9 protein-coding genes and 1 tRNA gene are annotated in these 13,542 nt (G+C 65.2%); 8 read left to right on the forward strand and 2 right to left on the reverse strand.

Features of this window, described 5'->3' with window-relative positions; all coding sequences use genetic code 11:
- Positions 1-141: 141 nt before the first annotated feature.
- From nudC to ACFVWT_RS03655, 3 genes are all read left to right on the forward strand, one after another.
- Positions 142-1,155 (forward strand): NAD(+) diphosphatase, encoded by a 1,014-nt coding sequence (gene nudC, locus ACFVWT_RS03645; RefSeq protein WP_390247056.1) that lies wholly within the window; start codon positions 142-144, stop codon positions 1,153-1,155.
- 69 nt (positions 1,156-1,224) lie between these two features.
- Positions 1,225-3,405, forward strand: a complete 2,181-nt coding sequence (locus ACFVWT_RS03650) for an ATP-dependent DNA helicase UvrD2 (RefSeq protein WP_390245307.1) — start codon at positions 1,225-1,227, stop codon at positions 3,403-3,405.
- Positions 3,405-4,040 carry a M48 family metallopeptidase gene (locus ACFVWT_RS03655; RefSeq protein WP_390245309.1) on the forward strand — a complete coding sequence of 212 codons (636 nt, stop codon included), beginning with the start codon at positions 3,405-3,407 and terminating at the stop codon, positions 4,038-4,040. Before ACFVWT_RS03650 ends, ACFVWT_RS03655 begins: the two co-directional genes overlap by 1 nt.
- A gap of 19 nt (positions 4,041-4,059) precedes the next feature.
- Here the strand turns inward: ACFVWT_RS03655 and ACFVWT_RS03660 are convergent, their stop codons facing one another.
- A complete protein-coding gene (locus tag ACFVWT_RS03660; RefSeq protein ID WP_390245311.1) occupies positions 4,060-5,505 on the reverse strand; it encodes a zinc-dependent metalloprotease in 1,446 nt (481 codons plus the stop codon).
- 219 nt (positions 5,506-5,724) lie between these two features.
- Between ACFVWT_RS03660 and ACFVWT_RS03665 the strand changes: the two genes are divergently transcribed.
- The 4 genes from ACFVWT_RS03665 to ACFVWT_RS03680 all read left to right on the forward strand — a co-directional run bounded on the left by ACFVWT_RS03665 (position 5,725) and on the right by ACFVWT_RS03680 (position 11,629).
- Positions 5,725-6,888, forward strand: a complete 1,164-nt coding sequence (locus tag ACFVWT_RS03665; RefSeq protein WP_390245313.1) for a PDZ domain-containing protein — start codon at positions 5,725-5,727, stop codon at positions 6,886-6,888.
- 161 nt (positions 6,889-7,049) lie between these two features.
- Entirely contained in the window at positions 7,050-10,061 is a 3,012-nt protein-coding gene (locus ACFVWT_RS03670) for a UPF0182 family protein (protein ID WP_390245315.1), read from the forward strand.
- 213 nt (positions 10,062-10,274) lie between these two features.
- Positions 10,275-10,351 (forward strand) — tRNA-Met (locus ACFVWT_RS03675).
- Positions 10,352-10,690: 339 nt separating this feature from the next.
- Entirely contained in the window at positions 10,691-11,629 is a 939-nt protein-coding gene (locus ACFVWT_RS03680; protein ID WP_390245317.1) for a cytochrome b/b6 domain-containing protein, read from the forward strand.
- Positions 11,630-11,666: 37 nt separating this feature from the next.
- Here ACFVWT_RS03680 and ACFVWT_RS03685 read toward each other — a convergent pair whose 3' ends face one another.
- A complete protein-coding gene (locus tag ACFVWT_RS03685; RefSeq protein ID WP_390245319.1) occupies positions 11,667-13,091 on the reverse strand; it encodes a cryptochrome/photolyase family protein in 1,425 nt (474 codons plus the stop codon).
- 209 nt (positions 13,092-13,300) lie between these two features.
- On the opposite strand from ACFVWT_RS03685, the gene ACFVWT_RS03690 reads away from it, so the two are divergent.
- Entirely contained in the window at positions 13,301-13,522 is a 222-nt protein-coding gene (locus ACFVWT_RS03690) for a hypothetical protein (RefSeq protein ID WP_390245321.1), read from the forward strand.
- Positions 13,523-13,542: the final 20 nt, after the last annotated feature.

Raw genomic sequence — 13,542 nt, forward strand, 5'->3', positions numbered from 1 at the left:
CGTGGGAAACGTTTCCCAGGGCGTTCGCAGCGGCCGGAGGAAATGTCAATTGTCAGCAGGAGTCAGTACGGTGGGTACATGAGTCTTGCGGAGTCCCCGGCATCCAAAAACCAGTTAACAGAAAATGCGTCCCGGGGCAGCATGCCGCCGTTGACGCGGCTCCCGGCGAACCACCTTATGGATACCGTCCTTCCGGTCCGTCCGGCCCTCATTGACAGGGGATCGGGCGCACGGATGAAACCGGGCATGGTCGACTCCGTGGTCAGCTCAGGACGGGCGCTGGCCATGGTCCTCTCGCACCGCCAGGCTTTGGTCAGCGGCGACAGCCTCATGCTGACGGACGCCGCCGGTCTTGCGGAGAGCCTGGCCGAGGCCGGAACGCCGCCGTCGATGACCATCTACCTCGGTTCCGCCCTCGCCGGCTCACATCTGGACGAAGGCACGGAAATCGTCCTCTTTGTCCTGCCGGAGCCGTTCGAGGTCCGGGCGGAGCAGTTCGAACGCGGCATTGCCGGAATACCGTCGGATGCCGTGTGGACGGGGTTCCGGGACGTGGCGGCCCGCTTGAACGCCACCGACACCGCACTGTTCATCGAAGCCAGTGCCATCGCCAACTGGCATGCAACGCACGTTCACTGTCCGCGCTGCGGTGCCGCGACGCTCGTGGAAGCAGGAGGGTGGGTCCGCCGCTGTCCTGCCGACAACTCCGAGCACTACCCGCGGACGGATCCTGCCATTATCGTGACGGTGGTGGGCCCGGATGACAGGCTCCTGCTGGGCGGCGGCGGACCCCTCGATGCGAAAAACTACTCCACCCTGGCCGGATTCGTGGAGCCGGGCGAATCCCTGGAGCAGGCGGTCGTCCGCGAAATCCAGGAGGAAGTGGGTGTCCGGATTACCGCCACCCAGTACCTTGGTTCGCAGTCCTGGCCCTTTCCCGCCTCGCTGATGCTGGGGTTCACAGCTAGGACGCTGGACACCGAGGCAACGCCTGACGGCGTGGAGGTCACCCGGGCGCGCTGGTTCAGCCGCGCCGAACTGCAGGCCGCTGTGCTGAGCGGGGAGATCGTTATTTCCAGCCGGCTGTCCATTGCCCGCTCGCTGATTGAGCACTGGTATGGCGGCGTCATTCAGGACCGCCCCGCCGACGAATGACTTCACCGCGCAAAGCACCCCTCCAACTGACCCCACCGATCCACCAGCACCAAGTGACATGAGCAGCAAGTGACAACTGACAATTTTGAACGCACCGTGCCGGCCGATGGCCCGCCCCCTGTGTCCGCCCTGCCGGACAGCCGGTCCCTGGAAGAGCGCATTCTCGGCGGTTTGGACGACGAGCAGCGGGAGGTTGCGAGCACGCTGAACGGGCCCCTGTGCGTGCTGGCGGGTGCGGGCACCGGCAAGACACGCGCCATCACCCACCGCATTGCCTATGGTGTGCACTCAGGCGTCTACAGCCCGCAGCGGCTGTTGGCCGTGACGTTTACGGCGCGCGCGGCAGCGGAGATGCGGAGCAGGCTCCGGGACCTGGGTGTCGGCAACGTCCAGGCGCGGACGTTCCACGCTGCCGCGCTGAGGCAGCTGCAATTCTTCTGGCCGCAGGCTGTCGGCGGAGCACTGCCGAATCTCCTCGACCACAAGGCGCAGATGATCGCCGAAGCCGCCCGCCGCCTCCGGCTCAGCACGGACCGTGCGTCCATCAGGGACCTCGCTTCCGAGATCGAGTGGGCCAAGGTATCTATGCTGACTCCGGCGAACTACCTCGAGAATGCGCAGGACCGCGGCAACCCCGGGGGGTTCGACCTCACGGCCGTGGCGCGGGTGTTCCAGTCCTATGAGGACGTCAAGACGGACCGCAACGTCATCGACTTTGAGGACGTCCTGCTGATCACCGTCGGGATCCTGCAGGAGGACCCGAAAGTGGCAGCTACAGTACGCGAGCAGTACCGCCATTTCGTGGTGGACGAATACCAGGACGTTTCGCCGTTGCAGCAGCGGCTCCTGGAGCTCTGGCTGGGAGGACGCGACGAGCTGTGCGTCGTAGGCGATGCCAGCCAGACCATCTACTCGTTTACCGGCGCCTCACCCAAGCATCTGCTCGGTTTCAAAGCCATGTACCCCGGTGCCAACGTCGTCAAGCTCATCCGCGACTACCGATCCACGCCCCAGGTGGTCAAGCTGGCCAATGACCTGCTCGCGGGACGGCGCAGCGGCGGCCCCGTGGCGGACGCCGCGTGGGCGGCGCCGCTCAAGCTGGTCGCGCAAAGGCAGTCGGGGCCGCCGCCGCAGTTCACCGAGTGTGCGGACGATGAAGCCGAAGCCGCCACCGTGGCTATCAAGATCCGCGAACTGCTCGACGCCGGCACACCGGCGAGCGAGATCGCCGTGCTGTTCCGCACCAACGGGCAGTCCGAGGCCTATGAACAGGCTTTGGCCTCCGCAGGAATCGGCTACCAGCTGCGCGGCGGAGAGCGGTTCTTCGCCCGCAAGGAAGTCCGGGACGCAATCCTCCAGCTGCGGGCTGCCACGCGGGCCGCTGCCGAAACCTCGGAACCCGAGCCGTTGGGCCAGCTGGTCCGGGACATCGTGGCTTCCCTGGGCTACACGGAATCCGCCCCGCATAACGGCGGAGCGCTGCGGGAACGCTGGGAGTCGCTGGCCGCGCTGGTTGCACTGGCGGATGAGCTGGTGGTGAGCCGGGGCCCGCAATTCAGCCTCTCGGATTTTGTCAACGAACTGCAGGAACGGTCGCTTGCCCAGCATGCCCCCACCGTTCAGGGAGTGACGTTGGCGTCGCTGCACGCCGCCAAGGGCCTCGAATGGGACGCGGTCTTCCTCGTGGGCCTTTGCGAAGGGCTCATGCCGATCTCGTTCGCCGACTCCCCGGAGGACGTGGATGAGGAGCGCCGGCTGCTCTATGTGGGCATCACCCGGGCACGCGAGCATCTGTCGCTGTCCTGGTCATTGGCCCGGACCCCCGGCGGCAGGGCGAACCGGAAGCCGTCGCGCTTCCTGGACGGCCTGCGGCCGGACTCGGTGGCCAGTTCGACGGCGCGCGGCAAGGGTCCTGCTCCACGGCGCAAGGCGGCGACACCTGCGATGTGCCGGGTCTGCGGAAGCATGCTGTCCACCGGCGCCGAACGCAAGGTAGGCCGCTGCAGCCAGTGCCCGCCGAGCTATGAGGAACAGACTTTCGATGCGTTGCGCCAGTGGCGGAAGGATGTGGCCCTTACCGCCGAAGTTCCGGCGTTCGTGGTGTTTACCGATGCGACGTTGACTGCGATCGCGGAGGCGAGGCCGGCGTCCCTTGAGGAATTGTCCCGGCTTGCCGGAGTCGGTCCCTCGAAGCTGGAAAAGTATGGCCAAGCCGTGCTCGAGGTCCTCACGGAAAGCGGCAGCGCCTGATGGCCGGAAGCGCGCAGCCACGGGCGATTCCGCTGACCACCTCCGACGGCGCCCCGGTGGTGGTCCGCCGCTCCGCGCGCCGTCGCCGGACCGTGGCCGCGTTCTGGGAGAACGGCTCGGCCGTGGTGGCCATCCCGGCCCATTTCAGCAAGGCACAGGAAAGCGAATGGGTCCACCGGATGCTGGAGAAGCTGCGGCTGCAGGGAGTCCGGCGGTCCCGCGGGGCAGGACAACGCAGGCCGGCCACGGACTCCGCGCTGGCCGCACACGCAGCCGAACTGTCGGCCAAGTACCTGGCGGGCCGTTCCGTGCCGACGTCCGTGCGCTGGGTCAGCAACCAGAACTCCCGCTGGGGTTCGGCCACACCCGCAGACGGAACCATCCGGCTTTCGGACAAGCTGAGGCCCATGCCGCAATGGGTGATCGACTACGTGCTGCTGCACGAACTGGCGCATCTGCTCGTTGCCGGGCACAATGCCTCGTTCTGGCGGCTCCTGGAGGCCTACCCCGAAACCCAGCGGGCCAAGGCGTTCCTTGAGGGCGTCGCGTTCGCAACGTCCCGGGGAATGTCACCGGACGTTGACGGAGAAACCACGGGCACTGACGGAACCAGCGTTCCGTCAGTGCCCGGTTAGCGGCAGGCAACCCAGCAGGTCAGGCCTGAGGCGTTCCGCCGCCGTCGTCCTTGCCCGGACCGCCCTTTTCCGTGCCGGGGCCGTCATTGTCGGGGGCTGCATCGTCCGCGGCCGGTTCGTCGAATCCGCCGTTCAGGAGTTTCTGCAGGGCGTCATCCACCTCCGTGTCGCTCGCTTCGGCGAGCTTGCGCCGAGCACTGAACCCCTGCGGGTCGTCCAGGTCTTCGCCCGTGGGCAGGAGGTCCGGGTGCTGCCAGATGGCGTCGCGGCCTTCGGTGCCGCGTTCTTCCTTGAGCGAGGCCCACAGGGCGGCAGCCTCGCGGAGGCGGCGGGGACGGAGTTCCAGTCCCACCAGGGATGAGAAGGCGTGCTCTGCGGGGCCGCCGGTGGCACGGCGGCGGCGGACTGTCTCACGCAGTGCCGACGCCGAGGGCAGGAACTTCTCCGTGGCCGCTGCGGTCAGTTCGTCCACCCAGCCTTCGACCAGTGCCAGCGCCGTTTCCAGTTTTTCCAGCGCCTGTTCCTGGGCGGGCGTCCGCTGGGGCATGAATACGCCTTGGGACAGCGCCTCCTGGATGCCTTCGGGGTTGCTGGGGTCGATTTCACGTGCCAATTCCTCGATCTTGGACGTGTCAATGTGGATGCCACGGGCGTAGGCCTCGATGGCACCCAGGAGGTGGCCGCGGAGCCAGGGCACTTGGACGAAGAGCCGCGCATGCGCCGCTTCCCGCACCGCAAGGAAAAGCCGGATGTCATTTTCCGGCAGGCCCAGGCCCTCGCCGAACTTGGCCACGTTGGCCGGGAGAAGCGCCATTTCAAGGTCGGCCAGCGGCACCCCGATGTCCGTTGAACTCACTACTTCCGCAGACAGTGCGCCGATGGCCTGGCCGAGCTGCATGCCGAAGATGGCCCCGCCCATGTTCTGCAGCATGGACGAGGCGCCGCCCATCATGGATTTCATTTCTTCGGGCATCTGCTCGGTCATGGCAGTGGACAATGCCTTGGCAATGCTGTTCGCCACCGGTTCGGTGAGCCGCTTCCACGTGCCGAGCGTCTCCTCGACCCATTCCGCGCGGGACCATGCCCGGCCGATCAGGCCCGTCGCGGGGAGGTCCGTGACCTGGTCAAGCCACAGTTCGGCCAATCGGAGTGCCTCATCGATATCGCGCGACTGTTGCGCCGTGACCGAGGGGTCGGAGCCGCTTGCGGCCACCCGCCGCGCATTGTCGTGGGCAAGCTGCCAGTTGACGGGCCCCTCTGAGGGGGCGCTCATCATGGCCTGCACCTGCGAGAACATCTGGGCAAGAAGGTTCGGATCGTCAGGAAGGCCAGCGGCCTTGGCCAGTTCGGCGGGGTCTATGTCGCCCATGCCCTTCCCGCCCATAAGGTTCTGAAGCATTTCCGCAAGCGGATCCTTGGGGTTGTCGTCGTCGCCGTTGGACGCATTGAGTGGGTTGGAGGTCATGATCCCGCCGATCGTCGGTGTGACTGTTGCTCACCTTCACGGTACCCCGGTGCGTTGGCGGCTGTCTGCCGAATCCGGGCCCGTTCGCTGTAGGCAAAGAGCGGCACCGGCTGTTCAACGCGTAGTGTTAGTAATCGGAATATTTGCAGGCTGCCGTCAGTGCGATCCGGTTCAGCCAAGGGGCCGCGTCCGCGGGCGCAGGTACGGAGAGGTCCTTCATTGACAATCACTCAGGGTGACCAGGTTCCGGGGGATCCGGCGGAATCCGGAGACGGCAGCGGGGCCACCCGCGGCAGGCTCTTGCGCCGGCCGACGTCCCGCCGCGCCAAAGCTGGTGATAACCGCTACGCCGCCATGGTGACCTCCGGGCTGGTGGCACTGGCACTGGGCATCACCGCAGCAAGCCTTCCCGTGCCGTATGTCGTGGAATCACCCGGGCCAACCTTCAACACCCTCGCCAGTGACAATGGCAAACCGGTCATCAGCGTGAGCGGACGCGAGACGTTTCCGGCCAAGGGCAACCTGGACCTCACCACTGTCTATGTCGACGGCGGACCCAACGGCCCGGTCAGCGTGTTCGAGGCTTTCTCAGCCTGGCTGGACAAGTCGAAGGCTGTCTATCCGGAAGAGCTCATCTTTCCGACCGGGGTCACCAAGGAGGAATCCCAGCAGGAAAGTGCTGTGGCCATGACCACCTCCCAGGAGAACGCCACAGCTTCCGCCCTGAAGGAGCTTGATATTCCCTTTGAGCAGAAGCTGCGGGTGGCGGACCTTGCGGAGCGGTCGGCGTCCGCAGGCAAGCTGCAGGCCGGCGATGTGTTCAACACCGTGAACGGCAAGCCCGTGACGTCGCTCAGCGTAGTGCAGCAGGAACTTGCCGCCGGGCAAGGAAAGCCGGCCACCGTCGTCGTCGACCGAAACGGTACGCCGGTGACCGAAACCATCACCCCGACCGAGAACGCGGCAGGCAAGTTCATCCTTGGCGTGCTGCTGCAATACGACTTCAAGTTTCCGTTTGACGTCAAGATTTCCCTCGACAAGGTGGGTGGCCCCAGCGCGGGCATGATGTTCGCCCTGGGCATCATCGACACCGTCACGCCGGGGGACCTGACCGGAGGCAAACACATCGCCGGGACCGGCACCATCACGCCCGACGGCGTCGTGGGATCCATCGGCGGGATCGGACAGAAGATGTACGGGGCGAGGGCGGACGGCGCTGAGGTGTTCCTGGCGCCGGCGGCCAACTGCCCGGAGGTGGTGGGACACATTCCGGACGGGTTGCAGGTGGTCAAAGTCGAGAACCTGGCTGAGGCACGGGAAGCTGTCACCGTGATCGGTTCAGGCGGGGACACATCCGGGCTTCCCGCGTGCACCAGCAACTAGACTAATTGCAGGAACTAAGCACCAGTGCCACTCGTGGCATTAGTGACTGCTGCTGAGCCCCGTGTTCGGGGCGACGCGGCAGTTCCAGCAGCTCATCATCACGCGCACCTTGATTTCTTGACAAGAACCAGTAACTGACAACCAGCTATGAGGTACCGAGTTTGTCCCGTCCCGCCAGCTCCACTCCGCCCGGAAGACCCCAGCCAAGGCGAGGTGCCTTGACGCCGACGTTGATCGTCGTAGCACTGGTTGTGGTCGGATTCATCTTCTTCGCCAATGTCTGGACCGATGTCCTCTGGTACCAGCAGCTCGGGTTCTTTGAAGTATTCCTCACCGAGAACCTGGCCCGGATCATTATCTTCCTCGCCGGCTTCGCGCTGATGTTCGTTGCCATGTTCTATGCCATCCGCATCGCGTACCACGCCCGTCCCGTCTACGCGCCGGACTCGGAGATCAGGGACAACCTGAACCGCTACCAGGCTCAACTGGAGCCGGTCCGCCGGGTGGTCATGATCGGCCTGCCGGTGCTGTTCGGCCTCTTTGCCGGAAGCGCCGCCGCCAGCCAGTGGCAGAAAGTGCTGCTTTTCCTGAACCAGGAGCCGTTCGGCCAGAACGATCCGCAGTTCAACCTGGACATCAGCTTCTACCTGATGACCCTGCCGTTCCTCGGCTTCGTGACAGGCTTCCTCATCAGCGTTGTTGTGGTCGCCGGCATCGCGGGAATTCTGACGCATTATCTCTACGGCAGCATCCGGATCATGGAACGCGGCATCTTCACCAGCCGTGCCGCGCAAATCCACCTCGCCGTCACCGGTGCGGTCTTCCTGCTACTCCTTGGCGTGAACTTCTGGCTGGACCGCTATTCCTCAGTTCAGAACAGCAACGGACGCTGGGCCGGTGCCCTCTACACCGACGTCAACGCCGTCATCCCCACCAAATCGATTTTGGCTGTAGCGGCCGCGCTGGTGGCAATCCTGTTCATCGTCGCCGCAGTGATCGGTAAATGGCGCCTTCCCGTCATTGGCACGGCAATGCTGGTCATCACCTCGATCCTCGCCGGCGGTGTCTACCCGTGGGTCATCCAGCAGTTCCAGGTACGCCCGTCGGAACAGACCTTGGAGAAGCAGTTCATCGAGCGGAACATCAGTATGACCCGTGCCGCCTACGGCCTGGATAAGATCCAGGAGAAGCGGTACAACGCCACCACCAACGCCACCACCGGCGCCCTGGCACCGGATGCGCAGACCACTGCCAATATCCGCCTCCTGGACCCCAACCTGATTTCGGACGCCTTCTCCCAGCTCGAGCAGTACCGTCCCTACTACCAGTTCCCGAGCGCTCTCAACGTGGACAGGTATGAAGTTGACGGCAAGGTGCAGGACACGGTGATCGCCGTCCGCGAGCTGAACCCGGACGGCCTCAGCGCCAACCAGCAGTCCTGGCTCAACCGGCACGTGGTCTACACCCATGGCTACGGCGTTGTGGCTGCCAAGGGCAACAAGTTCACTGCCGACGGCAAGCCTGAGTTCCTGCAGGCCGGGATTCCGTCCAACGGCGTGCTCGGCAACGATTCGACCTACCAGCCCCGGATCTACTTTGGAGAGAACTCGCCCGAGTATTCAATTGTTGGTGCACCGGAGGGTTCGCCGCACCGGGAACAGGACCGTCCCGCCGGCAAGGAAGGCGATGGAGAAACCCAGTACACCTTCACCGGCAACGGCGGCCCGAACGTGGGCAGTTTCTTCAACAAGGTCCTCTACGCCATCAAGTTCCAATCGTCGGACCTGCTGCTGTCCGACGGCGTCAACACCGAGTCGCAGATCCTCTACGACCGCAATCCGCGGGACCGCGTCGAAAAGGTCGCCCCGTACCTCACGGTCGACGGCAACGCCTACCCTGCGGTAGTGGACGGCCGCGTGAAATGGATCGTGGACGGCTACACCACCAGCCAGTACTACCCGTATTCGCAGCAGGAGCAGCTGTCTGCGGCCACCGCAGACTCGCAGACCACGGCCGGACGCACGGTCGCCTTGCCGAACAGCTCGGTGAACTACATCCGCAACTCCGTGAAGGCAACGGTTGATGCCTACGACGGCTCGGTAACGCTGTACGCCTGGGACGACCAGGACCCGGTGCTGAAGGCATGGCAGAACGTCTTCCCGACCTCCCTGAAGCCCTACTCGGAGATGTCCGGCGCGCTCATGAGCCACGTCCGCTATCCCGAGGACCTGTTCAAGGTCCAGCGCGAACTGCTGGGCCGCTACCACGTCACCCAGCCGGACAACTTCTACACGAACAACGATGCCTGGTCCGTGCCGAACGATCCCACGGTCAAGGAAGAGGTCAAGCAGCCGCCGTTCTACATGTCGCTGCAGATGCCGGACCAGGACAAGCCGGCCTTCCAGCTCACGTCATCGTTCATTCCGCAGGTGGTCAACGGGACCGCCCGCAACGTGCTCTACGGGTTCCTGGCTGCGGATTCCGATGCCGGCAACCAGAAAGGCGTGAAGGCGGAAAGCTACGGCCAGCTCCGGCTGCTGCAGATTCCACCGGAAGCCCAGGTCCCTGGTCCGGGCCAGGCCCAGAACAAGTTCAACTCCGATCCCACAGTGTCCCAGGCGTTGAACCTGCTCCGGCAAGGCGCGTCCGCCGTCCTTAACGGCAACCTGCTGACCCTCCCGGTGGGCGGCGGTTTGCTGTACGTGCAGCCCGTCTACCTGCGCTCGACCGGCGAAACGTCCTACCCCACACTGCAGCGCGTGCTGGTTGCCTTCGGTGACAAGATCGGGTTCGCACCGACACTGGACGAAGCGCTGAACCAGCTCTTCGGCGGTGATTCGGGGGCAACGGCCGGTGACTCGGCCAACAACGGCCAGACGCCGCCGGCGGCCGGAGGCAGTACGCCGCCCGCAACCGGTGGTACCGACGCCAAGGCGGAGCTGAAGGCCGCGCTGGATGAGGCAAACGCAGCCATCCGTGCCGGCCAGGAAGCTCTGGCCAAGGGCGACTTCGCAGCCTACGGCGAGCAGCAAAAGAAGCTGTCCGCAGCACTGCAGAAGGCGATCGACGCCGAAGCCAAGCTCGGCGCCGAAGGTGCATCACCGACGCCGGGAGCCACCACCGCTCCCACGGCCACCCCCTCGGCTGCCGCGACGCCGTCGCCGAGTAACTGATCAGGAGGGCGTGCTCCCCGTAGTGGCCGCCCGCCCGCGCAGGCCGGTTTCGTCTTCCACCAGGAAGGGGAAACCGGCCTTTGCCGTTTCCGGCGCCGGTACCAGTTCCCGGGCCATGGCCTCCGGTCCGGAGGGCCCTTTCGGCGCGGAGACGCAGATCACGTCCCCTCAATTTGGTCTGAAGTTCACCGGCGGGTAGTGTTGTTCTTGCGACGCGGGGTGGAGCAGTTCGGTAGCTCGCTGGGCTCATAACCCAGAGGTCACAGGTTCAAATCCTGTCCCCGCAACCATAAAAGAGGCCCTGACCGGGAATTGTGCCGGTCAGGGCCTCTTTTCTTGTCTGAAGCACCCAACTACTAGCATTTCCTAGTATTCTCATTCGCGGGGGCAACGTCCTGCGGTGCCAGGTGATCGTTCGACGTCGGTCACGGCAAAGGCAGGCCGTCGCCTCCAGGAAGCGGACGCTATGTTGCGGGGCATGACCGCCGCCCCGCGCGGGTTCGCTCTTCCGCTGTTCATGATTCAAGCTATTAAGGCGCACTTAACCGGGGCGCAAGTCCTGTCGGCGGACCCGGGCAGGGTGGATCCGCCTGTTTCTAGTCGATCATTCTCGAGAGGAATGCTGCTCGATGTCTCTACCAACCAAGAAGAAGTCCGGAACTGCGAAGAGCAAATGGGCCAAGCTGTACTGGGCAGTGCCGGCCGCGCTCGTTGCGCTTCTTCTCGTGGTACTTCTCGCCAAGTGGGTCACGGGGCTCCCTGCGGTAAAGGACTTCGTGGCAGCCTACCCGGGCCATTCAGAGCTGCCCGAGGGAACTCCCGTGGGCTTCCCGGCATGGCTGGCGTGGCAACACTTCCTCAACGGCTTCTTCCTGCTGCTGATCATCCGTTCCGGCTGGCAGGTGCGCACGCAGACGCGTCCGGCCGCCTACTGGACCCGGAACAATAAGGGCCTGGTCCGCACCAGGAACGCGCCGACGAAGATCAGCCTGGCGCTGTGGTTCCATCTCGTCCTTGACGCGCTGTGGATCCTCAACGGCATCGTGTTCGCCGTCCTGCTCTTCGCCACCGGCCAGTGGGCCAGGATCGTACCTACCAGCTGGGACGTATTTCCCAACGCGCTCTCGGCCGCGCTGCAGTACGCCTCGCTGAACTGGCCGACGGAGAACGGCTGGGTCAATTACAACGCCCTCCAGCTGCTGACGTACTTCCTGACCGTCTTCATCGCGGCGCCCCTGGCGTTCATCACGGGCCTGCGGATGTCCTCGGCCTGGCCCAAGAATGCCAAGGGGCTGAATAAGGCCTACCCGATCGAGGCTGCCCGCGCCGTGCATTTCCCGGTGATGATCTACTTCGTCGCTTTCATTGTGGTCCACGTTTTCCTGGTGCTGGCCACCGGCGCCCTCCGGAACCTCAACCACATGTACGGCGGCAGCGACGACGTCAGCTGGGTGGGATTCGGCATCTTCGCGGCGTCAGTTGCCGTTATGGTCGCCGCCTGGTTCCTGGCACGCCCGCTCTTCCTGAGTCCCATAGCTTCCCTGATGGGCAAGGTCAGCAGCCGCTGACCGGTCGGCAGCAGGGGATCCCGAGCCGTGCCGCCTGTCAGCTGTCCTTGAGCTTCTGGTAGGTCTCCAGGGCCCGCTCACGTGACTCCGGCAAGCCCACCACGGGCTCGGGATACCCGGCAGCCTGGTCCGGTGCTTTCCAGGGTTCGTGGATCGCCTTGTCGTCCATACCGGCGATTTCCGGAATAAACTCGCGCAGGTAGCGGCCGGCGGCGTCGAATTTCTTGCTTTGCGTCACTGGGTTGAAGATCCGGAAATAGGGGGAGGCGTCCGCTCCGGAGCCCGCCACCCATTGCCAGTTGGCCGGGTTGCTCGCGGAATCGGCATCCACCAGCGTGTCCCAGAACCATGCTTCGCCCAGCCTCCAGTCTGCGAGCAGGTTCTTCACCAGGAAGGACGCGGCAGCCATGCGGACGCGGTTGTGCATCCAACCCGTCTGCCACAGCTGGCGCATCCCGGCGTCCACCAGCGGATAGCCCGTCCGGCCCTGCTGCCAGGCTTCCAGTTCGGCGTCCGACGGCGTCTGCCACTCAAACCGGTCAAAGTCGGGACGGTAGTTTCGGCTGGCCAGCTCAGGGTTCTCGTACAGAAGCTGCCAGCAGAACTCGCGCCAGCCCAGTTCGGAGCGGAAAATTCCGACGTCGGCAGGAGCCTGGCGCGGGAAGCGTTCACGGAGCGCGCGCCACACGCGGAAGGGGCTGATCTCACCAAAGCGAAGATGGGGGGACAGGCGGCTGGTGCCTTCGACTCCCGGCCGGTCGCGGCCGGTTCCATACTCTTCGACAGGGCCGTCCAGGAAGTCCTTCAGACGGCTGTGGGCGCCCGCTTCGCCGGGCGTCCACTGTTCCGCGAGTCCTGCGCTCCAGTCGGGCGTGCGGGGGAGCAGCGCCCAGCTGCCCAGGTCATCGCTTTGGGGCACCCCGCCGTCTCTGTGCCCGGCTGGATGAGGCAGCGTGCCGGGGGCGTCGGAGGGCATCCGCGGCTCCCCGCTTTCGAGGCACGCGCGCCAGAAGGGCGTGAAGACCTTGTACGGGCCGCCTGCCCCGGTGCGGACGGTCCATGGCTCGAACATGAGGCTGGCCTGGAAGCTCGCCGCATCAAGTCCATGTTCCCCGGCCCAGGCTTTGACGCCGGCGTCGATGCTGCGTTCGGGTCCGCCGTACCTGCGGTTCCACCTGAGGTGGGTGGCTCCCGTGCCGGCGGCCAGCTCCCGGATGATTCCGGCAGCACTCCCGCGTCGAAGGACCAGCCGGGAGCCCGCCGCTTCCAGGCCGCCGGCCAGGGACGCCAGTGAATGGTGCAACCACCACTTGGCCGCCCCGCCGAGAGGACGCACCCCGGGTGATTCTTCGTCCAGGATGTAGACGACTGTCAGCGGGTGGCCCAGAGCTGCCGCATCGGCCAGCGCCGGATTGTCATCGAGGCGGAGGTCGTCACGGAGCCAGACAATGGTGGAAGGCATGGTTCCACGGTACACGCCGCACGGGGCTATTTACCGGCCGGTAACTTAGCCGTGGGCTCGCTCCAGTCGTCCCCTGCGCTCATTCTCCGCACGGACGGTTCCGTTCGGATCAGGCTTTTTCCTGTTGATATCGGCACCCGGCTGGAGGCGGTCGGCTGCCGGGCCACCTGCACGCCGCAATGTTGCCGCGCGCAGACAAAGGATGACCAATGAAGCTATTCCTTTCCCCGGCCACGCGGCCCGGGACAGCACGACCGTGGCTGGCGCGCACCAGGGGGCTTGTCACGGCAATCGCAGCCGCTGTAACCGTCTCCGCTTTCGTTGCCTCTTCGGCCCACGCCGCACCCGTCGGTGGTGACGAGTGGGTGGTCAGCGTGGGGGGATTCCTACATTTCGGGGGAGGCGGGCCGCTGGGCCGGCAACTCGAGTGATTCGGGCCAGACTGATGTTC

The organism is Arthrobacter sp. NPDC058288 (assembly GCF_042880995.1).
Taxonomy (GTDB): domain Bacteria; phylum Actinomycetota; class Actinomycetes; order Actinomycetales; family Micrococcaceae; genus Arthrobacter.